Origin of the sequence: Arcobacter caeni (assembly GCF_003063245.1) — a bacterium.
Lineage (GTDB): Bacteria > Campylobacterota > Campylobacteria > Campylobacterales > Arcobacteraceae > Aliarcobacter > Aliarcobacter caeni.
The window spans coordinates 88,291-110,327 of sequence record NZ_MUXE01000007.1; the positions used below are offsets into that span (position 1 = coordinate 88,291).

Below are 22,037 nucleotides of genomic sequence, written 5' to 3' on the forward strand. Positions count from 1 at the left end.
ATACGCCCATGAAAGAAAACTGGCAACAACAACTACAATCACTATTAAATTGTGATTTAAAAACTTTATATCCATTGGCGCGAAGTCTAAACAGAAAATTAGAATTTTATGTAGGACCTACAAACTCAGGTAAAACTTATAATGCAATGCAGCAATTAAAAGAGGCTAATTCTGGACTTTATTTGGCGCCTTTACGGCTTTTGGCATTGGAAGGTTATGAAGATTTAAAAGCTTCAAATATTCAAGCTTCACTAATAACTGGTGAAGAACAAATGCTTCATGAAGATGCGGCTCATGTTTGCTCAACTATTGAAATGATAGATTTTGATTTAGATGTTGATGTGGCTGTTATTGATGAAGTTCAAATGCTTGATGATGCTGATCGTGGTTGGGCTTGGGTAAATGCAATTATTGGTTGTCCTGCAAAAAAAATCATTATGACTGGAAGTGTAAATGCTCTTGATGCAGTTAAAAGAATAGCTGCTTATCTTGAGGAAGATTTAGAAATTGTAAAACATCAAAGAAAAAATGAATTAATAGTTTTACCAAAATGGACATCTTTAGACAGACTTGAAGATGGAACAGCACTTATTGCTTTTTCAAGAAGAGATGTTTTACAGTTAAAACAAAAACTTCAAAAAAAATATACAGTTTCCGTTATTTATGGAAATTTATCACCAGAAGTAAGACGAGATGAAGCAAAAAGATTTAGAGAAAAAAAAAGCCAAATTTTAATAGCAACCGATGCCATTGCCATGGGATTAAATCTTCCGATTAAAACTATTTTATTTACAACTGATACAAAATTTGATGGTGTTAGTAAAAGAAAAATAACGGTAAATGAAATCACTCAAATAGCAGGTCGAGCAGGAAGATTTGGACACTTTGAAGCTGGATATTTGGGAGCTACAAGAAGAGATATTTTAGAACATGTAAGAGTTGAATTTGAAAGCCCTATAAAAACTATAAAACCACCTTTTAAAGTAAAAATAAATAATAACCAACTTGAAGCACTAGCAGCTCACATAAAAACAAACTCTTTAACAAAAGTATTAAAGTTTTTTGCTGATAATATGTATTTCTCAGGTCCATTTATAGCTGCTAATATTTCTTCAATGCTTGAAGCTGCAGCCATTGTTGATACAAGATTTAATCTAAAACTTGAAGATAAATATCTTTTAGCACAAGCTCCAATAACAACAAAATCAAATATCATTTTACAAGCTTATGAAGCTTATATTGCAAGTGTTATTAAGAAAAAAGTTTGCCATTATAAACCATCTATTACATTGCCAAAAAAAGCGATAACACAAAGAGATTTACTTTTGGTAGAGGATGAGGTTAAAAAAATATCTTTATATTTATGGCTTTCATATAAACTTCCTGATCTTTTTCCTGATCATGATAAGGCGTATATTTTAAGAAACTCTTTTAATTCATTTATTGAAAAATCTTTAAAAGGAAATTTGATTGAAGAAGAAAGTCCTAAAAAAACTTTTTCAAAACCATTCCCGCGAAAAGAAAACGATTCTAAAGAAGCAGTTAATTCTAAAAAAAGTTATCGACCAAGAAGACGAAAAACAATTTAATATAAAATTAGCTAGAATTATATACTTACCAAAGCTCTAAAATGTAGAAGGATTTAATATCGTGTTTGGATTTTTTAAAGTCAATGAAGATTTATTTTTTGAAGAATTATTATCAGATGACATGGATATAGATAAAATTGAAAAATACATAAATAAGGGCGTAAATATAAACAAAAAAGATGAAAAAGGACAAACGATTCTTTTTTCTCTTGCTGCAAAAAGAAAACTCGAAGCTTTAAAAATCTTAATAAAAAACGGTGCAAATTTAACAATAGAAGACCTTCATAAAAAAACTATTTTAGATGAAGCAATAAATAGAAATGACGGAATGATGATTCGTTTTTTACTTGATAATGGATTCCATATAAATCATAAAAATAATTCAGGAAGAACGGTTTTTCAAAATGTTGCACTTATGGGAAATAATAAAATTTTCCAGATTTTTATGAACTATAATGCAGATTTTAATATAAAAGATAGCCATGGAAAAACAGTTTTATTTGATGCTGTTGAGGGTGGGAATCTTGATATTTTAAAGGATGTGATAAATAATATAAACAATTTAAATATATTAGATGAAAATCATCAAAACGCACTTTTTAGTGCAGTTTTAAAAGATGATACTTCTTTGGCTACTGAGTTAATTTTAAATGGAATAAATGTAAATTTTTTAGATAAAGATGGACAAAATGTACTTTTTAATGCAATTTTACAAGGAGTTAAAAATTTACCTTTAATTGAACTTTTAATAAAAAAAGGTATTAATACAAATATTATTGATAATCATCATAAAAACATAATTGATGAGCTTTTATATGTTTTTGATTTGCAAAAAAACTCATCAAAAGAACCGGAGGGAAAATATAAAATCATAACAGAAGATAAAGAGTATTTGCCTTTAGGTTTTTTATTTTTAGAACATGGTTTTGAGATTGATAAAATAGATGAAAATGGAAAAACAAAATTACAAAAAGAAGTTGAAAATAAAAATTTTACAAATGTAGAATTCTTATTAAATTGTGGAGCTGATGTAAATATTTGTGATGAATTTGAGAAAAATATAGTTCATAAAGAGATATTAAAAGGTTACTCAAATTATAAAATGATAGATTTTTTAGTATCTCATGGAGCAAATATTGATGCAAGAGATTTAGATGAAAAAGGCGTAGTTGATGATATTGTTGAAATAATTGCAATTATAAAAGGGTTTAAAAAACCACATGCTTTTTTTTCAAATGAAATAAAATATGATGAAAAATACGATATTTTACTAAAGAAAGTTCTTACTTACAGACCAAATATTGAACGACAAAGATTAGATGGAACAAATATTTTATTTGATATGGTTTTATATAATGACTTTGAGACTCTAAAAACTATTATAAATTATGGAATAAATTTAAATATTAAAGACAAAAGAGGTTACACACCACTTATGTATATGGTTGAAGAAGGCTTAAAAATAAGTGACAAAAAAGAGAAAGATGCTTTTATCGAAAGATTGATTTATTTTTTAAAATACAGAGTAAATATTGATACTCAAGATAATGATGGCAGAACCGTAATTCATAAAGCTGTAATTGCGAATGATTTAGTAATTGTAGAAAAACTTTTAACAAAAAAAGCAGATTTAAGTATAAAAGATATTCATGGACGAACAGCACTTCATCATACTCAATGGCATGGAAATTATAAAATTGCAAGATGGTTAATTGCAGCTGGTGCGGATATGAATTTACCTGATAATTCTGGATTTACTTTATTAAATTATGCTGCAACTTTTGGACATACAAGACTTATTGTTGCACTTATTGCCTCAGGAGTTTTAATGTATAATCGAAATCCAAAAAATAAAAAAGTTGCTTTATTTTTTAAAAATAGAGAGAATAAAATAGAAAAATTGCTTTCAAGTAATATTACAGATGATAAAATGCAACTTGCATTTAAAGAAGTTGTTCAAAATCTCAAAAATGAGATAAATGAAGCTTTAATTTAATAAGGAAAAAAATGTTTAATAAATCAATTATAGTTTTAGCAGCAGGTGCAGGTACTAGAATGAAATCAGATACTCCAAAGGTATTACATAGAATTTCTGGGAAACCAATGTTATATTATTCAATCAAAGAAGCACTAAAACTTAGTGATGATATTACAGTGGTTTTATTTCATCAAGCTTCAAGAGTACAAGCAGAAATGGAAAAATATTTTTCAAATATAAATTTTGTTATTCAAGACCATATAAATTTTCCAGGAACTGGTGGAGCGGTTATGGGAATTCTTCCAAAATATGAAAAAGTATTGGTTCTAAATGGTGATATGCCTTTAATTCAAGCAAGTGAATTAGAAAAGTTTGACATAAATGCAACTATTGTTATGTCTGTTTTAGAACTACAAAGTGCTGATGGTTATGGAAGAGTTATTATTGAAAATGGAAATGTTAAAAAAATAGTTGAACAAAAAGATGCAAACGAAGATGAGTTAAAAGTTACAACTGCAAACGCAGGAATTTATCAGTTTGAAACAAAGTTTTTACTTGAAAACTTAGCAAAACTAAATAATAACAATGCTCAAAAAGAGTATTACATCACAGATTTAGTGGAAATGGCGATTAAAGAAGGAAAAACTTTAAAACCACTTGTTGTGAATGAAGAAAATTTCAAAGGTGTAAACTCAAAAGTTGAATTAGCTGATGCTGAGGTTATTCATCAAAATAGAATCAAAAAAGATTTTATGAAAGAGGGTGTTATTATGAGGTTGCCTGATACTATTTATATTGAAGAGGGTGTTGAAATTCTTGGTGAAAGTATCATTGAAAATGGTGTTAGTATTCTTGGAAACTCAAAAATCATAAATTCACATATTAAAACAAATTCAGTTGTTGAAGATTCAATCATCAAAGATAGTGATGTTGGACCAATGGCGCGAATAAGACCTGGAAGTGAACTTAATAAAACTCATATTGGAAACTTTGTAGAGACAAAAAAAGCTATTTTAAATGGTGTAAAAGCTGGTCATTTATCTTATCTTGGAGATTGTACTATTGATGAGGGAACAAACATCGGATGTGGAACAATAACTTGTAATTATGATGGAGTTAATAAACATCAAACAATTATAGGAAAAAATGTATTTGTAGGAAGCGATACACAGTTTGTGGCACCTGTAAATATTGAAGATGATGTTCTAATTGGTGCTGGTTCAACTGTAACTGGAAATGTAAAAAAAGGTGAATTATATCTTACTCGTGCAAAAGCAAAAGTTATTGATGGTTACTTTTACAAGCATTTTTCAAGTAAAAAATAAAGATTTCAAATGTTATTAAAAAATAAAAAAATATTAGTTGGAGTTACTGGCTCAATCGCTATTTATAAGGCTTTGGATTTAATAAGACTTTATATAAAAGCGGGGGCGATAGTTCGAGTTATTATGACAGAAAGTGCTAAAAAGTTTATAAATCCTATAACTTTTGAAGCAATTTCACAAAATAAAGTTCTTGATGAAAGTAGTGAAAACTGGGATAAAAGCCAAGATTATAATCACATAGATATTGGAAAATGGTCAGATATTTTCGTAATTGCACCAGCTAGTGCAAACACTATAAATGCACTTGCAAATGGACTTGGAAATAACCTTTTACTTCAAACTGCACTTGCATATCCAAGAATGAAACTAATTGCACCAGCAGCTAATACAAATATGCTAAAAAATCCAATCACACAATCAAGTCTTAAAATGTTAAAACTTTGTAATTATGAGATTATTTCTTCACAAACAAAAGAGTTGGTTTGTAAAGATGTGGGTGATGGAGCTATGGCGGAACCTGCTGATATTTTTGATGTTACTTGTAAAGAACTTTTAAAGCAAGATTATTGGACAAATAGAAAAGTAGTAATAAGTGGTGGTGGAACAATTGAAAAAATTGATGATGTAAGATACCTTTCAAACTTTTCATCTGGAAAAATGGCTTCAAATCTTGCAAAGGCTTTGTATTACAAAGGTGGTGATGTTTGTTTTGTTAGTTCAAGAGGTTATGAAAATTTACCAAAAGATATTCATATTATAAAAGTGGAAAGTTCAAGTGAAATGTATGAATATTTGGTTGATTCAATAAGAGTTGCTAAAAAAGGAATTCTTACAAAACCCACTTTAATGGATAATTCAACTCCTACATTAATACTAAAAAAACCATTTTTATTTATGGTGGCGGCTGTTAGTGATTATGTTCCCTCATTTGCTCAAAATGGAAAATTAAAAAAAGAGTTAATTGGTACTTCTTGGAATTTAGAGTTAAAACAAAATATGGATATTTTAAAATCTCTTGATAAAGATGGCATTATTTCAATTGGATTTAAAGCTGAAATGGATGAAACAACTGCAATAAACAGTGCTACAAGAATGTTAGAAAATAAAAATCTTGATGGAGTTTGTTTGAATATTTTAAATGAAGAAAATAGTTTTGGAAGTGAAAACAATAATATAGAGCTTATTTTAAAAGATAACTCTTATGAATTCAAAGGTTCAAAATTAGATATTTCTTTAGAAATTTTAGAAAAATTAGAAAAAGAGTTTGAAATTTATGGGTGATTCAAATATTCCTAAACATATTGCCATTATTATGGATGGAAATGGAAGATGGGCAAAAGAGCGAGGATTAAATCGAACCGCAGGACATGAAGAGGGTGCAAAGGTTGTGCGAGAAATCACTACATATTGTTCTGATATTGGAATTAAATATCTAACTTTATACGCTTTTTCCACAGAAAACTGGGAACGACCAAAACTTGAAGTTGAGTTTTTGATGAAACTTCTTGAAAGATATTTAAAAAAAGAGTTAGAAGTTTATTTAAAACAAAATGTTAAATTTAAAGCAATTGGAGATTTAACAAGATTTTCAAAATCTTTACAAAAAACAATATCAAATACAGAAGAAAAAACTTCACATTGTAAAGGTTTAACTCAAGTTTTAGCCTTAAATTATGGTTCAAAAAACGAAATAATACGAGCTATTAAAAAACTAAATGAAAAAAATCTTGAAGTAACAGAACAAAATTTAGAATCTTGCCTTGATACAGCTGGAATGGGTGATGTGGATATTTTGATTCGTACAAGTGGAGAAGTGAGACTTTCAAATTATTTGTTGTGGCAAAACGCTTATGCTGAAATGTTTTTTACTCAAACTTATTGGCCTGATTTTTCAAAAGTAGAACTTGATGATATTTTAAGTGATTTTTCTAAAAGAGAGAGACGCTTTGGAGCTATTTAGTTTTATTTTTGGTATATGTATTGGTTCTTTTTTAAATGTACTAATTTTAAGATTACCCCAAAATGAATCTTTAATGACAGCTCGAAGTCATTGTCCAAAATGTAACCATGTGATTTATTGGTACCATAATATTCCTCTTTTTTCATATTTATTTCTTTTGGGAAAATGTTCTTATTGTGGAACAAAAATATCTTTTTTATATTTTTTTATTGAGTTAATAAGTGGAATTATAACTTTAGCTTTATTCCTAAAATTAGGTTTAAATCAAGAATTTATTTTTATGGTTTTATTATCTTATGTTTTAATAACTCTATCTTTTATTGATTTTAAATATAAAGCCGTTCCTGATTATTTGCTTTTAATAGTTTTTATTCTCTCATTAATTGCCACAAATTTTTCTATAATCGAAGCTTTTAAAAATGCCTTTTTATTTACAGGAGCTTTTGTTTTATTAAATTTTGTAATCACTTTTTATATACAAAATATAAAATCAAGAATTCTAAAAGATGAGAGTTTAAAAACTCAAGAAGCCTTAGGTGAGGGTGATATTCCAATAATTGCAATGATGGGAATTATTCTTGGAATAAATGGTGGTTTAATTGCTATATTTTTAGCTGCAATTTTCGCTATAATTCCCGCAATCTATTCAAATTTTGTAAAAAAAGATATTCAAACTCCATTTATTCCCTATTTAGTTTTGGGATTTTTTACAGAATATTTTTTTGACTTAGAAACAATTATAAAGGTCTTTTTTTGAAATTAAAACAATATTTACATTCTCAATTAGCTATTACATTTTTCCCAATATTTTTAGGACTATTTTTTATAACTTCAGTTATTTTTTTAGTGAAAATTGCAGCTTTAACTTCTATTATCACTCTTGATTTTTTTGAATTATTTACGCTATTTTCGTATGTTATACCTCAAATTATATTTTTTACTATGCCTATTTCATTTTTTTTGTCATTAGTTATTACATTGGCAAAATTAGCAGGAGAATATGAATTAACAGTTATTACATCTTTTGGATTAAATCCTATAAAAATTTTAAAAATATTTGTACCTGTAACTCTTCTTTTATCTGTTATGTTATTGGTAATTTCTGTTGGATTAATTCCAAAAACAAAATTTTTAACAAAACAATTTTTAGATAAAAAGAAAACAGAAGCAAATTTTAATATAAAAGCTAGTGAATTTGGACAAAAGTTTGGTGATTGGTTAATTTATATAAGTGAAAAAAATGATAAAGTTTACGATGAAGTAAAACTTTTTAAAACAGAAGATAAAAAAGATCAATTCATTGTTAGTCAAACAGCAGTTTTAGATAATGATAAAGGTTCTTTGAGTTTTAAATTAAATGATGGTAAAGCTTTTGTTATTGATGAAAAAGAGTTTAATCAAATTGATTTTAAATCTATGTATATAAATGATTCTATTGCAGATAGTAAGACAGATATTTTTACTAATTCTTATGAATACTGGAAAAAAAATATTCAGCAAAATACTAATATTGATGACTTAACATTTTTTATGTTAACTTCATTATTTCCTATAATATCACTTTTCTTAGTTATTACTTTTGGATATTTTAATCCAAGATATGAAAAAAATAGAGCAGTTTTTTACTCTTTGATTTCGGTAGTTCTATATTATGTTTTAATTAAATTAATTGGTGATAAGATTTTATTACATGCTTTATATGCAATCCCTATTTTTTGGCTTGCTGGAACATATTTGTTGTATTTTAAAACAGTTAGAAAAGAGTATTAATATAAATTTATGAATTTAAAATTTACTCTGGCTTACGATGGAAGTTTATACCAAGGAAGCCAAAAGCAACCAAATGGCAAAACAATTGAAGACAAACTTTTATTTGCATTTAAAAAAATAAATATAGAAACAAATATAGTTTTAAGTGGACGAACTGATAAAGAAGTTCATGCAACAGGACAAGTTTTTAATTGTTTAGTTCCTGATTTCTGGAATGATTTTTCTAAATTAAAAGAAGTTTTAAATAGAAATCTTCCATCTTCAATAAAAATTCTTAAAATATCAAAAGTAAAAGATGATTTTCACTCACGATTTCATGCTAAAAAAAGAGATTATAGATATATAATTACTTCAAAACCTACAACTCCTTTTAATGATAAATTTATTACTTATGTAGAAAATGTTGATGAAGAACTTATTAAAAAAGCAATAAAAGAGTTTATTGGAGTTTATGATTTTAAATATTTTCACAAAACAGGAAGTGACAAAGATATTACAACAAGAGAAATTTATAATACAGTTTTTTATAAATATAAAGATATTTTTGTTTTTAAATTTACTGCAAACTCATATTTGAGATCTCAAATTAGATTAATGGTTGGATTTTTATTGGCTATTAATGATAAAAAACTAACCATTGAAGACTTAAAAAAACAATTAAGATTAGAAAAAAAAATCTTTAAAATGCCAGTAATTGCCAATGGTCTTTATCTTACAAAAATAAAATATTAATTGATGATAAAATACTTGACAAATAAAGACTCAATAGGTTATAATTCTTTAGCAGTTTAAGATACTGAGTGCTAAATTATAAAAATGGTCGTAATTAGTGATAGATAAAAAAGAGTTTTTATTACAATATATTATTAAAGCTTATATTGAGCATTTAGAACCAATTGGTTCAACTCAATTAAAATCTATGTACGATATTACTTACTCACCAGCAACTATTAGAGGTTACTTTAAAAAGTTAGGTGATGAGGGTTATCTTGCACAAGAACATATAAGTAGTGGACGAACTCCAACTACTGAAGCTTTAAAACAATATTGGCAATCAAAACTTAATTTTGAACTAAAAAGTGTAAACTTACGAGCATTGGAATATTTTGCTTCAGAAATAGGGCTGTCTGTTTTTATAAAAAAAGAGAAATCTGATGTATTAAAAAACATTTTAAATGTTGAAAATAAATATATGATATTAGAATTTTCTTCATTTGCAATTAGTGTAAAATATTCAGATGCACTTTATCGATTTTTGAATGATATGATAGGTTTAGATTTAAAAGATATTACAAAGATTTCAAAAGATGTGGGTGCTTATGAGGTTTATGAATCAATAAATCAAACTTTGCAGAATTCAGATTTTCAGATTTTTAATTACAAAGAGTTTTTAAATTTAGCTTTAAATTATGACTTTGATGAATATACAATAAATAGTTTTCTAAAAGGTCAAATTTTAGATGAATTAAAAGAAGGTTTATATTTTGATAAGTTTTTACCATCAAATTATATTGGAATTTGTAACTACTGTAAAATCAATAATGAAGATGTTAAAATGTTAGTTATTGGTGAATTACCAAAAGATTATGAATATTTTTATGAAAAAATTACAACTTTTTAGGAGATAAAATGAGTGAAGAAACAAAAGAAGAATTAATACAAGAAGAAGTTCAAGCAGAAGTAGTTGAAGAAACTACAAAAGAAGAGACTTTAGAAGATAAAATTGCTTCGTTAGAACAACAATTAAAAGATAGTGAAGATAAATATTTAAGAGTTCATGCGGATTTTGAGAATATTAAAAAAAGATTAGAAAAAGAAAAATATCAAGCTATTGATTATGCAAGTGAAAAATTCGCAAAAGATTTATTAACACCAATTGATACATTGGAGCTAGCTTTAGCATCTTCAAATTCACAAGTAGATGCGCAAGAATTACTTGAAAAAGTAAAAGAAGGAATAGCTTTAACAATAAAAAGTTTTAATACAACTTTCGAAAAACATAATATTTCAAAAATTGAAACAGATGGTGAATTTGATCCAAATGTACACAATGCTGTAATGCAAGTTGATAGTGCTGATCATGAAGATGGTGCAATTGTATCTGAGTTACAAAAGGGTTATTTATTAAAAGATAGATTATTAAGACCAGCAATGGTTTCAATCTGTAAAAAATAAGCACTTTGACCGTGATGTCATAAAACTAGATAGATTTGAAAAGATATAAATTAAATAAAAAATTAAAACTTAATAAAAGGACAAAAAATGAGTAAAGTAATTGGAATAGATTTAGGAACAACAAACTCTTGTATTGCAGTTTATGAAGGTGGGGAAGCTAAAATTATCCCTAATAAAGAAGGTAAAAATACAACTCCTTCAATCGTGGCATTTACAGATAAAGGTGAAGTTTTAGTAGGTGATCCTGCAAAAAGACAAGCGATTACAAATCCTGAAAAAACTATTTATTCTATTAAAAGAATTATGGGTCTTATGATGGATGAGCCAAATGCAAAAGAAGCTCAATCAAAAGTTGGATATAAAATTGTTGATAGAAATGGAGCAGCAGCTGTTGAAATTGGTGGGAAAGTTTATACACCTCAAGAAATTTCTGCAAAAATTTTAGGAAAACTAAAAGCTGATGCGGAAGAATATTTAGGTCAAACAGTAACAGAAGCTGTTATTACAGTTCCTGCATATTTTAATGATGCACAAAGAAAAGCAACTCAAGAAGCTGGAACAATCGCTGGTCTTAATGTTCTTAGAATCATCAATGAACCAACAGCTGCATCTTTAGCTTATGGTTTAGATAAAAAAGGTGAAGAAAAAGTTCTAGTTTACGATTTAGGTGGAGGAACATTTGATGTTACTGTTTTAGAAATTGGTGATGGGACTTTTGAAGTTTTATCAACTGATGGAAATGCATTTTTAGGTGGAGATGACTTTGATAATAGAATTATTGATTGGTTAGCAAAAGAGTTTAAAGATGAAAATGGTTTTGATGTTAAAAATGACAAAATGGCATTACAAAGATTAAAAGATGCTGCTGAAAATGCTAAAAAAGAGTTATCATCAGCTGAATCAACAGAAATCAATTTACCATTTATTTCAATGGGAAATGCAGGTCCTGTTCACTTAGTTAAATCATTAACAAGAGCAAAATTTGAGTCTATGACAGAAGATTTAATTACTGAAACTTTAGATCACATCAAAATTGCACTTAAAGATGCTGGATTGGATAAAAGTGAAATTCAAGAAATTATTATGGTTGGAGGAAGTACAAGACTTCCAAAAGCAAATAAAGTTGTAAGAGATTTCTTTGGAAAAGATTTAAATAAAGGTGTAAATCCTGATGAAGTTGTAGCTGCTGGTGCTGCTGTTCAAGCTGGAGTTTTAAAAGGTGATGTTAAAGATGTACTTTTACTTGATGTTACGCCACTTTCACTTGGAATTGAAACTTTAGGTGGAGTTATGACTAAATTAATCGAAAAAGGTACAACAATTCCTGTTAAAAAATCTCAAGTTTTCTCAACAGCTGAAGATAATCAACCTGCTGTTTCTATTCATGTTTCACAAGGTGAGAGAGAATTTGCAAAAGATAATAAATCTTTAGGTATGTTTGAACTTTCGGATATTCCAGCAGCAAGAAGAGGAGTTCCACAAATTGAAGTAACATTTGATATTGATGCAAATGGTGTTTTAAATGTATCTGCTAAAGATAAAGGAACTGGTAAAGAAAATAAAATTACTATTTCTGGTTCATCTGGATTAAGTGATGCTGAAATTGAAAAAATGGTTCAAGAAGCAGAAGCAAATAAAGATGTTGATGCTAAGAAAAAAGCATTAATTGAAGTAAGAAATCAAGCTGATGGATTATTACATTCAACAAGAAAAACTTTAGAAGAAAATGAAAACGCTGTTTCAGAAGAAGAGAAAAAAGCTATTATTGATGCAGCTGCTGAATTAGAAGAGACTTTAAAAGATGATAATGCTTCAAAAGAACAAATTGAAGAAAAATTAAAAACATTAACTGAAAAATCTCATAAATTAGCAGAAGCTATGTACAAGAAAGAGGGTGGTGAAGCTGGTGCTCAACCAAACCAAAAAGCAAAAAAAGATGACGATGATGTTATCGATGCTGAAGTAGAGTAAATCTCTGCTTCATGCAAAATTTGTTTTTTTTACTAATACTATTCTTAATAGTTATTTTTTCTGTCCTTTTATACTTAAAAAGTAAAACCTCGAGGCTAGAAAAATTACTTACTGGTGAATGTCCATCTTGTGGGCAAAAAGCAAAAGTCTTTTTTGATGAAAAAACAAAAACGACATTTAAATCTGAAATCATAAAATCAAGAACTGTTCAAAATCATGGCTGTTCAGGAGTAAATGATGTTGAATTTATTTGTGATTCATGTGGATTAAAAGAAGTACATTCCACAAACTTATTACCTACTTCTTGTGACTCATGAAATCTTTAGTATTTATATCATTAATAGCATTATTTATTTTCTCAGGGTGTGCAACAAAAGAAAAAGTAATTCCTGAAGAACAAAAGATTGAAAAAGAAGTAAAAACTGATACAAAAAAAATGCAAGCTGTTGGGTTTAATGAAATTGAAGGTTTTTATAGTGATGATTTAGCTCATGCATTAGATGTTTTTAAAAAAGATTGTACAAAATCTAAAAGAAATGAATTATTTAGAGAAGTTTGCCAAAAAGCTGAAAATGAAACAGATGGAAGAAAGTTTTTTACTATAAATTTTCAACCATATAAACTTTTAGATGATAACGCTTTGGATGAAGGAATTATTACAGGTTATTATGAACCACTTCTTTACGGAAGTTTGAAAAAAAATAATAGATACAAATATCCAGTTTATAAAACTCCAAAAGATATGATGATTGTTGATTTTGTATCAGCTTATCCTGAATTAAAAACTTATAAATTAAGAGGAAAAATAGTTGATAATAAAGTAATTCCTTATGATTCAAGAGCTCAAATAGAAAGTAATCCTAGTAAAAATCTTGAAATTATTGCTTATGTGGATAATAAAGTTGATTTATTTTTACTTCATGTTCAAGGTTCAGGGAAAATACTATTAGACAATGGTGAATTAATTAATGTTGGTTATGCTGAGCAAAATGGAAGAAAATTCAAAGGAATTGGGACTTATATGCTCAATCATGGTTATATAGGAAAAGATGAATTATCAGCTCAGGGAATGAAAAAATATTTAGATAAAAATCCTTCAAAAATGGATGAAGTTTTAAATCAAAATGAAAGTTATGTATTTTTTCATAAATCAAATCAAGGAGCAACCGGAAGTTTAGGAACACAACTTACAGCTAAAAGAAATTTGGCAGTAGATAGAAGTGTTATTCCTCTTGGAATGCCTGTTTTTCTTAGTACAAAAAATCCTATTGATAAAAAACCTATAAATCAGTTAATGGTAGCTGCTGATGTTGGTGGAGCTATAAAAGGTAATATTCGAGCTGATTTCTTTTGGGGATATGGAGAAGATGCTTTTGCTTATGCTGGGAAGATGAAAGAAAAAGGGAAAATGTATATTTTAATGCCTAAAAAATAGTTGTTGCTTACATGCAACAACCATTTCCACAGCAATTATCTCTAGCTTCACTATAAAATGAAATCACAAAATTATTGAACATTTCTTGAAGTTCAAATTCATGTTTTTTACAAAAATCTTTATTCATAAAATTTTTCATTTCTATTGCTTTGCTTAAAGCTTCGTCTTTTGATTCAAAAGTTAAATTATTTTCTAAATTGCTTTTTTTAAAACATGCGCATTGATTTGCAATTACTATTTTGTACATAAATAATCCTTAAAAATTTGATAAATTAATGTTGCAAGATTAGCTAAATATTTATTAAAGCAATTTAAGAAGAAAAAATAGATAAAATATAGTAATAATTGATTTTAATAAAGGAAAATAATGCATATTACAAATCTTATCTCTTTAAATTTTGGAAAGTTCGCTAAAAAAGAGTTTCCCTCATTTATTCAAAAAATCATAAATGCTTCTTATGTAAAACTTATGGGTTTAAATATGAGCGAATTTAAACATTCAAGATATTATAAATCTTTAAATGATTTATTCACAAGAGAATTAATCATAAAAAGAGTTATAGATGAAAATAAAAATGTAATTATTTCTCCAACTGACAGTTTAATCACACAATGTGGAGAAATTAAAAATGATATTGCTTTACAAATAAAAGGAATGCAATATAGCGTTGAAGAATTGCTAACTTATTATTGTTCTTCAAACTTTGAAAAAGTTAAAGACGGTTCTTTTATGAATTTTTATTTATCACCAAAAGATTACCACAGATACCATGCTCCATGTGATTTTAAATTATTAAAGTTAATTCATGTTCCAGGGAAACTCTATCCTGTAAATCTAAAATACTTAAATAAAGAATTTGAACTTTTTGTTCAAAATGAAAGAGTAATTTTAGAGTGTGAAACAAATGGAAAAATCTTTTATATGGTTTTTGTAGGAGCTTTAAATGTTGGACAAATGGTGTTTGAATTTGAAGATAGAGTTGAAACAAACACAAATGCAAAAGAGATGAAAGTATATACTTATGAAAATATTGAAATAACTAAAGGTGAATGTTTAGGGTATTTCAAAATGGGTTCAACTGTTGTTATGATTTGGGAAAAAGAAATGGTAGAACTTGAAGATTTACTCGATAAAAATGTGAGATTTGGACAAAAAATAGCAAATTTTTTATAAAATAAAAGAGAGATTGCTTGAATAATAAAATATCTTTAAAAATAGCTTGGTTGTTTATTATAATTTTTTTACTATATGTATCTTTTGTAGTATTTTTATTATCTCCTAAAATAAATTATTTTATATTGTATAGTTTAATATTTGCATTTGTTGTATTTTTAGTAATTACAGCATTTGCGATTATAAAAATAATTGCTTCAATTAATCAAGTTGAAACAAATAAAAAAACTTTTGATGAACAGGTTTGTATAAAAACAAAAGAGATAGAGAATAAATTATACTTTGATGAATTGACAAATTTAAAAAATAGATATGCTTTAGAAGAAGAGATAAAAGAGAATGATTTTGTATCAATAACTTTAATTGATATAGATTCTTTTGACGATATAAACGAACTTTATGGGTTTTCAACTGGTAATTTAGTTTTAATTGAAGTTGGAAAAATATTAAATGAATTTTCATTAGAATATGATGTTTCAGTTTATAGAATATATGGAAATGTATATTGTTTAGCTGATAAAAAAATGATGGGATTTTTTAGATTTAATGAATTAATAGAAGACTTAACTATACTTTTTAAAAATAAACCGCTTTATATTGAACATCTTGACCTTGATATTTTCGTAAATATAACTTTGGGTATTTCAATTGCTCAAGAAGAATCTATAAAAACAGCAGGAATTGCACTCAAAAAAGCTAAAAAGAACAATATTCCTTATTTTGTTTATAACAATGATATTGATACAAAAGAGATGATTGAAAAGTCTATATATTGGCGAGAGAAAATAAAAGAAGCACTTAAAAATGATAGTGTTGTACCTTTTTATCAAGCTATTTTTGATGTAGATAAAAATATTGTTAAATATGAAACTTTGATGAGAATAAAAGATATAAATGAAAAGGGTGAAAATATATATTTAAGTCCTAATTTTTTCCTTGATATTTCTGTTAAAACGAAACAATATCTTCAATTATCGAATCAAGTTATATCAAAAGCTTTAAAAGATTTAGGAAAAACCGATAAACAAATATCTATAAATTTAAGTTTTAAAGATATTTTAGATGGGGAGTTTATAAATTTTTTAGATGAAAGTCTTGATAAAATTACTAATGAAGATAAATCAAGAGTCGTTTTTGAAATTTTAGAAAGTGATTATATTAGTGATTATACTTTGCTTGAGGATTTTATTAGTAAGTATAGAAAACAAGGCATAAAAATTGCAATTGATGATTTTGGAACAGGATATTCAAATTTTGCACATATTCTAAAAATTAGACCAAATTATATAAAAATAGATGGCTCATTAATTAAAAATATTTATTCAGATAAAAACTCATATGAAATGGTCAAATCAATTATTGATTTTAGTAAAGCTTTAAACATAAGAGTAATTGCTGAGTTTGTTCATTCTCAAGAAGTATTTGATTCATTGGTTGAATTAGGTGTTGATGAATTACAAGGTTTTTATTTAGCTGAACCAGCGCCAGATTTTCTTTAGTTTTAATTAAAAACAAGTTTATTGTTGTAGAATTAAAGTAAAATAAAAAGGATTAAAATGTCAACTATTACAGAATTAGGAACATTAGATTTATCTGGTACTAAAAAAGGAAAAATTTCTATTTCAAATGTAACTGAACCTTATGGAAAAGATACAGAGGATATAGTTAGTATTGGTATTTCTTTAAATGGACAAGATATTCAATGGAAATCTCATATCCCTTATGAAAACTTAGCAGATGTGATTTCAATACTTCAAAAAGCATTAGATACTAAAAAATAAAATTCATAATTTTATGAAATAATTTTGTGATATAATATCCTTTTAAAGAGGTATATTATGTCACAAAAAAGAATTATAGGAAGAAGAGAAATAGTATCTATCTTAGATTTAGAACTGTTTGATTTAGATGTAAAAATTGACACAGGAGCTGATTCTAATTCCCTACATTGCGATGATATTTTTATTGACGATGAGAAATTTGTTAATTTTACATTATTAGATGAAATTCATCCAGCTTATCATGGCAAAAAAATGAAAATGCCACTTTATAAATATAAAAGAGTAAAAAGTTCAAATGGAACTGTACAATTAAGAGCATCTATAAAAGTAGATATATTGTTTTTTGGTAAAAAATATAAAACAGTTATTTCTTTGACTGATCGTTCTGATATGAAGTATCCTATGTTAATAGGAAGAAAGTTTTTAACTGAGCGGTTTTTAGTTGATGTTTCAAAAGAATATCTTACAAAAGTAAATTAAAAGAGATTAATATGAGAATTTATATATTATCAAGAAATAAAGATCTATATTCAACAAGAAGGTTAGTTGAAGAAGCGACTGCAAAAGGTTGGGAAGTTAGAGTAATAGATTATTTGAAATGTACTATTGAAATTATGAAAAATGAGTTAGTTGTAAATTATGAAGGAAAAGTACTACCAACTCCTGATGCAATAATACCAAGAATTGGTGCTAGTAGAACATTTTATGGTGCTGCAATGGTAAGACACTTTGAAATGATAGATGTATTTAGTACAACAGGAAATTTAGCGCTTACTAGAAGTAGAGACAAATTAAGAAGTTTGCAAGTATTATCAAAAAATGGTGTTGATATGCCAAGAACTGTTTTTGCTTCAAATAAATCAAATGCTAAAGATGTGATTGCTCTAAGTGGAGGAGCTCCTTTAGTATTAAAAATTCTTGAAGGAACACAAGGTGTTGGTGTTGTTTTAGTTGATAGTGAAAAAGCAGCAAAATCTGTTTTAGATGCATTTTATGGAATGGATGTAAATTTACTTGTTCAAGAGTATATCGAAGAAGCAGGTGGAGCTGATATTAGAGCATTTGTAGTAAATAATGAAGTTGTTGGTGCAATGAAAAGACAAGGTGCTGAGGGAGATTTCAGATCAAACTTACATCAAGGTGGAAGTGCCGTTGCATATAAACTTAATAGAAAAGAAAAAGCAACAGCAATAGCAGCTGCAAGGGCTATGGGACTTGGTGTTTGTGGAGTTGATATGATTCCATCAAAAAGAGGACCACTTGTAATGGAAGTAAATTCAAGCCCAGGTTTGGAAGGAATTGAAAAATCTACAAATATTAATATTGCAGAAAGAATTATGGAATTTATTGAAAAAAGCCTAAAAGTTAGTTGTTCAAGTAATCCGCAAAAAAGAAGAATAAAAAAAGATAATATAGGAGCATAATTTGCTCCTATAAATACTCTAATTGTAAGTCAAAGTTTCTTTTAGTTCTTGTTTCCATAAAGCCATCCCACCAAACAAATGAGCTGCATTTTTGTACCCTTGCTCTATTAAAAAATTTCCAATAACTTTTGTTCTATTTGCATGAGCACAAATTAAAATAAAAGTTTGCTCTTTTGAAGTAACTAATTTATTGAACTCTTTCATCCAATTTTTTATATCATACTCTCCAAATTCATCAAAAAAAGTTAATAAATGAGCATTTCGTATAACTCCTGTTCTTTTGAATTCTTCTTTTCTTCTAACATCAATCATTATAATATTATCATCAATCATTTTTTCTACTATTTTGGGTTGTAATTCAGCTAACATATTCATTATTGTCCTTTTGATAAATTTTATATTAACATAAAATATATAATAAAATCTTATAATATTAAATAAGTATCAGATTATAAAACTATGATGTAAACAAACTCTTTACAAAGATTAAATATAATAAAAAAAATAAAAAGGTTGAGAATGAAAAAGATATTTCTAATAATTTTAATTAGTGTAATGGGTGCTTATGCCTATGAAGAGTTAAATATAGATAATTTTGAAGAAAAAATAAAAGGCAAAAATGTAATTGTTGATTTTTATGCTCCATGGTGTCCACCTTGTAAAATTGTGGCAGAAAATTTAGAAAATTTTAGTACTTCAAAACCTAAAAATGTACATGTTTATAAAGTAAATGTTGATGATGAGTTAAATCTTGCTAAAAAATATGGAGTTTCTGCTCTTCCAACTTTGATTTATTTTAAAAATGGGAAAGTTGTAAAAGATTATGTTGGTGTTTTAGACTCTGCTGAGTTACTTCAAGCATCAAAAGAAAACTTTAAATAAAGATATTTGATGAAAAAACTTTTATTATTAATATGTGTTTTTATATACTCATTTGCAGCTGGGTTAAACCAAGAATTTTTAGAACCTAATGAGGCTTTTAAACCAACATTTTCAAAAAATGAAGATAGTGTAAATTTTAAATTAGATTTAGGCAAAGATATTTATTTGTATTCTGATAAATTAAAAATCTTTATTTCTAAACCTGAAAAAATAGAGATTACAAAAGAGATAAATGTCCCAAACCCAGTGGCTTATGAAGAATATGTAGTCCATTTTAGTAATTTAGATTTAACTATTCCTATTAGTTTATTAAAATTAAAAGCTGAATCAAATGATTATGAAATAGAAATCAAATTTCAAGGATGCTCAAAACTTGGACTTTGTTATGCTCCTATGAGTGAAAAATATTTACTTACATTTGACAATAATATTTCAAAAATACAGACTATAAAAGAAGAACAAAAAGCTGAAGCCACAACTTTAAATGAAACAGATTCAATTGCAAATAGTTTAAAAGATGGAAATTTAATTCTGGTTTTAGCAACTTTTTTTGGTTTTGGATTATTACTTTCTTTAACACCTTGTGTTTTTCCAATGATTCCAATTTTATCATCTATTATTGTGGGTGCTTCAAAAAATGAGGATATGACAGCAAAAAAAGGTTTCTTCTTATCTTTAATATATGTACTTTCAATGAGTTTGGCTTACACAATTGCTGGAATTATTGCAGGAGTCTTTGGCGCAAACTTACAAGTTGCACTTCAAAATCCTTATGTTTTAGTTGTTTTTGCTTTAGTTTTTGTGGCACTTGCATTTTCACTGTTCGGATATTTTGAAATAAAACTTCCTCAATCTTTACAAACAAAACTGAATAAAACAACAGATGGAAAAGAAAAACAAGGAATAGTTGGAATTGCAATAATGGGATTTTTATCAGCTTTAATAGTTGGTCCATGTGTTGCTCCACCACTTGCAGGTGCTTTGGTTTATATAGGTCAAACAGGTGATGCACTTCTTGGTGGAATGGCTTTATTTGTTATGAGTTTAGGAATGGGAGTTCCTCTTTTACTTATTGGTTTAGGTGCTGGAAGATTTATGCCAAAACCAGGTGGTTGGATGGAAAATATTACCAAAATCTTTGGAATTATAATGTTAGGAGTTGCTATTTGGCTCCTTGATAGAGTTTTGAGTGCTTCAATTATTATGTCTTTATGGGCATTATTATTCCTAGCAACAGCAATATATTTAAAAACTCAATCAAATATGATTGCTGAATTAGCTAGTTCGGTTTTATTTATTTTAGGAGTGGTTTTGTTGGTGGGTCTTATAAGTGGTTCTACAAATCCATTAAAACCACTTGAAAAGTTGACAGGCTCTGCAAATATATCAAAAGAAAATGAATTAGTTTTTCATAAAATAAAAAATATAAAAGAGCTGGAACTTGCAATCAAAAACTCAAATAAACCAGTGCTTTTAGATTTTTGGGCTTCTTGGTGTGTTGCTTGTAAAGAGTTTGAAGAGATAACTTTTAAAGACGAAGAGGTTATGAAAAAACTTCAAAACTTTACACTTTTAAAAGCTGATGTTACAGCTAATAGTGATGAAGATAAAGCTTTGCAAAAAATGTTTGGAGTTGTAGGTCCTCCTGCACTTATTTTTTGGGATAAAGATAAAAAAGAGCTTAATTCATCAAAAATTGTTGGATATAAAAATCCAAAAGAATTTTTAGAAATACTAAATAAAAACTTTTAAAAGAAGAAAACTCTTCTTTTAAATAATATTTCTCTATAATAAATCTTTTAGGATTTATTATGGAACTCTCAACTGATTTTTTAATCATTTTTTCACTAATTATATTTGTTTCTTCTTTAGTTCATGGAAGTATTGGTTTTGGATTTCCTATGATTGCAACGCCTTTATTGGCTATGGTTACAGATATGAAAACTGCAATTTTATATATAGCAATTCCCACACTTTTGATAAATCTTATCTCAATTTATAGTGAGGGGAATTTTTTACAAGCTATAAAAAGATTTTATCCTTTGGCAATTATTGGAATGATTGGGAGTGCAATAGGTACACAAATACTTATTTATTCTAGTTCTGAACTTTTTAAATTATTGTTAGCTTTTTCAATTCTTTTGTATCTTTTTATTCAAAAGTTTAAAATACAAATGAAGTGGATAAAAGAAAAGAAAACATTATCAATGGTAGTTTTTGGATTAATTGCTGGAATAATAGGTGGTTTGACAAATGTTATGGCTTCAATTTTGATAATTTATTCACTTGAATCAAAACACTCAAAAAAAGAGATAATCCAATCTACAAATTTATGTTTTTTATTTGGTAAAATCACTCAAATAGTGCTTTTTACTTTTCATGGTTCTTTTAATCAGGAGTTGTTAACTTTATCTTTTAGTAGTTTGATTATTGTTGTAATTGCTATGTTTGTTGGGCTTAAAATAAAAGATAAGATTCCAAAAGAGAGTTATGTAAAAGTTGTAAAAGTAGTTTTATTTTTGATAGCTTGTGTTTTGATTTATCAAACAATGATTTAAAAAAGAGAAATTTCT

23 protein-coding genes are annotated in these 22,037 nt (G+C 27.1%); 21 read left to right on the plus strand and 2 right to left on the minus strand.

Translation table 11 applies throughout. From position 1 onward, the window contains the following. The first annotated feature begins 8 nt into the window (after nucleotides 1-8). The 13 genes from B0174_RS06395 (at nucleotide 9) to mltA (ending at nucleotide 14,203) form a co-directional block, all read left to right on the plus strand. Nucleotides 9-1,589, plus strand: coding sequence for a helicase-related protein (locus B0174_RS06395; RefSeq protein ID WP_108558837.1), 1,581 nt, complete (start codon nucleotides 9-11; stop codon nucleotides 1,587-1,589). Between the two features lie 61 nt (nucleotides 1,590-1,650). After that, nucleotides 1,651-3,585 (plus strand): ankyrin repeat domain-containing protein, encoded by a 1,935-nt coding sequence (locus tag B0174_RS06400; protein ID WP_108558838.1) that lies wholly within the window; start codon nucleotides 1,651-1,653, stop codon nucleotides 3,583-3,585. Nucleotides 3,586-3,596: 11 nt separating this feature from the next. Continuing rightward, a complete protein-coding gene (gene glmU, locus B0174_RS06405; protein WP_108558839.1) occupies nucleotides 3,597-4,892 on the plus strand; it encodes a bifunctional UDP-N-acetylglucosamine diphosphorylase/glucosamine-1-phosphate N-acetyltransferase GlmU in 1,296 nt (431 codons plus the stop codon). Nucleotides 4,893-4,901: 9 nt separating this feature from the next. Further along, nucleotides 4,902-6,173 (plus strand): bifunctional phosphopantothenoylcysteine decarboxylase/phosphopantothenate--cysteine ligase CoaBC, encoded by a 1,272-nt coding sequence (gene coaBC / locus B0174_RS06410; RefSeq protein WP_108558840.1) that lies wholly within the window; start codon nucleotides 4,902-4,904, stop codon nucleotides 6,171-6,173. Continuing rightward, nucleotides 6,166-6,852, plus strand: a complete 687-nt coding sequence (locus B0174_RS06415; RefSeq protein WP_108558841.1) for a di-trans,poly-cis-decaprenylcistransferase — start codon at nucleotides 6,166-6,168, stop codon at nucleotides 6,850-6,852. Before coaBC ends, B0174_RS06415 begins: the two co-directional genes overlap by 8 nt. Next, nucleotides 6,812-7,609, plus strand: coding sequence for a prepilin peptidase (locus B0174_RS06420; protein ID WP_228156427.1), 798 nt, complete (start codon nucleotides 6,812-6,814; stop codon nucleotides 7,607-7,609). Before B0174_RS06415 ends, B0174_RS06420 begins: the two co-directional genes overlap by 41 nt. Next, nucleotides 7,606-8,622, plus strand: coding sequence for an LptF/LptG family permease (locus tag B0174_RS06425; protein WP_108558843.1), 1,017 nt, complete (start codon nucleotides 7,606-7,608; stop codon nucleotides 8,620-8,622). Before B0174_RS06420 ends, B0174_RS06425 begins: the two co-directional genes overlap by 4 nt. Before the next feature lie 9 nt (nucleotides 8,623-8,631). Then, nucleotides 8,632-9,354, plus strand: coding sequence for a tRNA pseudouridine(38-40) synthase TruA (truA, locus tag B0174_RS06430; RefSeq protein ID WP_108558844.1), 723 nt, complete (start codon nucleotides 8,632-8,634; stop codon nucleotides 9,352-9,354). Between the two features lie 97 nt (nucleotides 9,355-9,451). Then, on the plus strand, nucleotides 9,452-10,243 hold the full coding sequence (locus tag B0174_RS06435; protein WP_108558845.1) for a heat-shock protein: 792 nt from the start codon (nucleotides 9,452-9,454) through the stop codon (nucleotides 10,241-10,243). Between the two features lie 8 nt (nucleotides 10,244-10,251). Beyond that, nucleotides 10,252-10,797 (plus strand): nucleotide exchange factor GrpE, encoded by a 546-nt coding sequence (gene grpE / locus B0174_RS06440; RefSeq protein WP_108558846.1) that lies wholly within the window; start codon nucleotides 10,252-10,254, stop codon nucleotides 10,795-10,797. 87 nt (nucleotides 10,798-10,884) lie between these two features. Beyond that, nucleotides 10,885-12,768: a molecular chaperone DnaK gene (dnaK, locus tag B0174_RS06445; protein WP_108558847.1), complete on the plus strand. Its 1,884-nt coding sequence runs from the start codon at nucleotides 10,885-10,887 to the stop codon at nucleotides 12,766-12,768. Nucleotides 12,769-12,779: 11 nt separating this feature from the next. Continuing rightward, nucleotides 12,780-13,085 carry a hypothetical protein gene (locus B0174_RS06450; RefSeq protein WP_108558848.1) on the plus strand — a complete coding sequence of 102 codons (306 nt, stop codon included), beginning with the start codon at nucleotides 12,780-12,782 and terminating at the stop codon, nucleotides 13,083-13,085. Beyond that, nucleotides 13,082-14,203 (plus strand): murein transglycosylase A, encoded by a 1,122-nt coding sequence (mltA, locus tag B0174_RS06455; RefSeq protein WP_108558849.1) that lies wholly within the window; start codon nucleotides 13,082-13,084, stop codon nucleotides 14,201-14,203. The genes B0174_RS06450 and mltA overlap by 4 nt, the downstream gene beginning before the upstream one ends. Nucleotides 14,204-14,210: 7 nt before the next feature. Here the strand turns inward: mltA and B0174_RS06460 are convergent, their stop codons facing one another. Beyond that, a complete protein-coding gene (locus B0174_RS06460; protein WP_108558850.1) occupies nucleotides 14,211-14,450 on the minus strand; it encodes a hypothetical protein in 240 nt (79 codons plus the stop codon). A gap of 120 nt (nucleotides 14,451-14,570) precedes the next feature. Between B0174_RS06460 and B0174_RS06465 the strand changes: the two genes are divergently transcribed. The 5 genes from B0174_RS06465 to rimK are packed head-to-tail and all read left to right on the plus strand — an operon-like array spanning nucleotide 14,571 to nucleotide 18,582. After that, nucleotides 14,571-15,377, plus strand: coding sequence for a phosphatidylserine decarboxylase (locus B0174_RS06465; RefSeq protein WP_108558851.1), 807 nt, complete (start codon nucleotides 14,571-14,573; stop codon nucleotides 15,375-15,377). Nucleotides 15,378-15,394: 17 nt separating this feature from the next. Further along, nucleotides 15,395-16,876 carry an EAL domain-containing protein gene (locus tag B0174_RS06470; protein ID WP_205663501.1) on the plus strand — a complete coding sequence of 494 codons (1,482 nt, stop codon included), beginning with the start codon at nucleotides 15,395-15,397 and terminating at the stop codon, nucleotides 16,874-16,876. A gap of 57 nt (nucleotides 16,877-16,933) precedes the next feature. After that, nucleotides 16,934-17,158 (plus strand): hypothetical protein, encoded by a 225-nt coding sequence (locus B0174_RS06475; RefSeq protein ID WP_108558852.1) that lies wholly within the window; start codon nucleotides 16,934-16,936, stop codon nucleotides 17,156-17,158. A 57-nt stretch (nucleotides 17,159-17,215) separates the two neighbouring features. Continuing rightward, nucleotides 17,216-17,638, plus strand: a complete 423-nt coding sequence (locus B0174_RS06480) for an ATP-dependent zinc protease family protein (RefSeq protein WP_108558853.1) — start codon at nucleotides 17,216-17,218, stop codon at nucleotides 17,636-17,638. A gap of 11 nt (nucleotides 17,639-17,649) precedes the next feature. Further along, nucleotides 17,650-18,582, plus strand: coding sequence for a 30S ribosomal protein S6--L-glutamate ligase (rimK, locus tag B0174_RS06485; protein ID WP_108558854.1), 933 nt, complete (start codon nucleotides 17,650-17,652; stop codon nucleotides 18,580-18,582). Nucleotides 18,583-18,600: 18 nt separating this feature from the next. On the opposite strand, the gene B0174_RS06490 is transcribed toward rimK, so the two are convergent. Further along, on the minus strand, nucleotides 18,601-18,957 hold the full coding sequence (locus B0174_RS06490; protein WP_108558855.1) for a rhodanese-like domain-containing protein: 357 nt from the start codon (nucleotides 18,955-18,957) through the stop codon (nucleotides 18,601-18,603). Nucleotides 18,958-19,101: 144 nt separating this feature from the next. On the opposite strand from B0174_RS06490, the gene trxA reads away from it, so the two are divergent. The 3 genes from trxA to B0174_RS06505 are packed head-to-tail and all read left to right on the plus strand — an operon-like array spanning nucleotide 19,102 to nucleotide 22,022. Next, nucleotides 19,102-19,464, plus strand: coding sequence for a thioredoxin (gene trxA / locus B0174_RS06495; RefSeq protein WP_108558856.1), 363 nt, complete (start codon nucleotides 19,102-19,104; stop codon nucleotides 19,462-19,464). A 9-nt stretch (nucleotides 19,465-19,473) separates the two neighbouring features. Further along, on the plus strand, nucleotides 19,474-21,216 hold the full coding sequence (dsbD, locus tag B0174_RS06500) for a protein-disulfide reductase DsbD (RefSeq protein ID WP_108558857.1): 1,743 nt from the start codon (nucleotides 19,474-19,476) through the stop codon (nucleotides 21,214-21,216). 59 nt (nucleotides 21,217-21,275) lie between these two features. Next, entirely contained in the window at nucleotides 21,276-22,022 is a 747-nt protein-coding gene (locus B0174_RS06505) for a sulfite exporter TauE/SafE family protein (RefSeq protein ID WP_108558858.1), read from the plus strand. The last annotated feature ends 15 nt before the right edge of the window (nucleotides 22,023-22,037 follow it).

Coding starts and splice junctions, on each gene's coding strand:
- mltA (WP_108558849.1), top strand. CDS start 13,082: ATGAAATCTTTAGTATTTATATCATTAATAGCATTATTTATTTTCTCA.
- B0174_RS06505 (WP_108558858.1), top strand. CDS start 21,276: ATGGAACTCTCAACTGATTTTTTAATCATTTTTTCACTAATTATATTT.
- B0174_RS06480 (WP_108558853.1), top strand. CDS start 17,216: ATGTCACAAAAAAGAATTATAGGAAGAAGAGAAATAGTATCTATCTTA.
- B0174_RS06475 (WP_108558852.1), top strand. CDS start 16,934: ATGTCAACTATTACAGAATTAGGAACATTAGATTTATCTGGTACTAAA.
- B0174_RS06395 (WP_108558837.1), top strand. CDS start 9: ATGAAAGAAAACTGGCAACAACAACTACAATCACTATTAAATTGTGAT.
- dsbD (WP_108558857.1), top strand. CDS start 19,474: ATGAAAAAACTTTTATTATTAATATGTGTTTTTATATACTCATTTGCA.
- B0174_RS06450 (WP_108558848.1), top strand. CDS start 12,780: ATGCAAAATTTGTTTTTTTTACTAATACTATTCTTAATAGTTATTTTT.
- glmU (WP_108558839.1), top strand. CDS start 3,597: ATGTTTAATAAATCAATTATAGTTTTAGCAGCAGGTGCAGGTACTAGA.
- B0174_RS06490 (WP_108558855.1), bottom strand. CDS start 18,957: ATGAATATGTTAGCTGAATTACAACCCAAAATAGTAGAAAAAATGATT.
- B0174_RS06460 (WP_108558850.1), bottom strand. CDS start 14,450: ATGTACAAAATAGTAATTGCAAATCAATGCGCATGTTTTAAAAAAAGC.
- trxA (WP_108558856.1), top strand. CDS start 19,102: ATGAAAAAGATATTTCTAATAATTTTAATTAGTGTAATGGGTGCTTAT.
- truA (WP_108558844.1), top strand. CDS start 8,632: ATGAATTTAAAATTTACTCTGGCTTACGATGGAAGTTTATACCAAGGA.
- dnaK (WP_108558847.1), top strand. CDS start 10,885: ATGAGTAAAGTAATTGGAATAGATTTAGGAACAACAAACTCTTGTATT.
- grpE (WP_108558846.1), top strand. CDS start 10,252: ATGAGTGAAGAAACAAAAGAAGAATTAATACAAGAAGAAGTTCAAGCA.
- rimK (WP_108558854.1), top strand. CDS start 17,650: ATGAGAATTTATATATTATCAAGAAATAAAGATCTATATTCAACAAGA.
- B0174_RS06415 (WP_108558841.1), top strand. CDS start 6,166: ATGGGTGATTCAAATATTCCTAAACATATTGCCATTATTATGGATGGA.
- B0174_RS06465 (WP_108558851.1), top strand. CDS start 14,571: ATGCATATTACAAATCTTATCTCTTTAAATTTTGGAAAGTTCGCTAAA.
- coaBC (WP_108558840.1), top strand. CDS start 4,902: ATGTTATTAAAAAATAAAAAAATATTAGTTGGAGTTACTGGCTCAATC.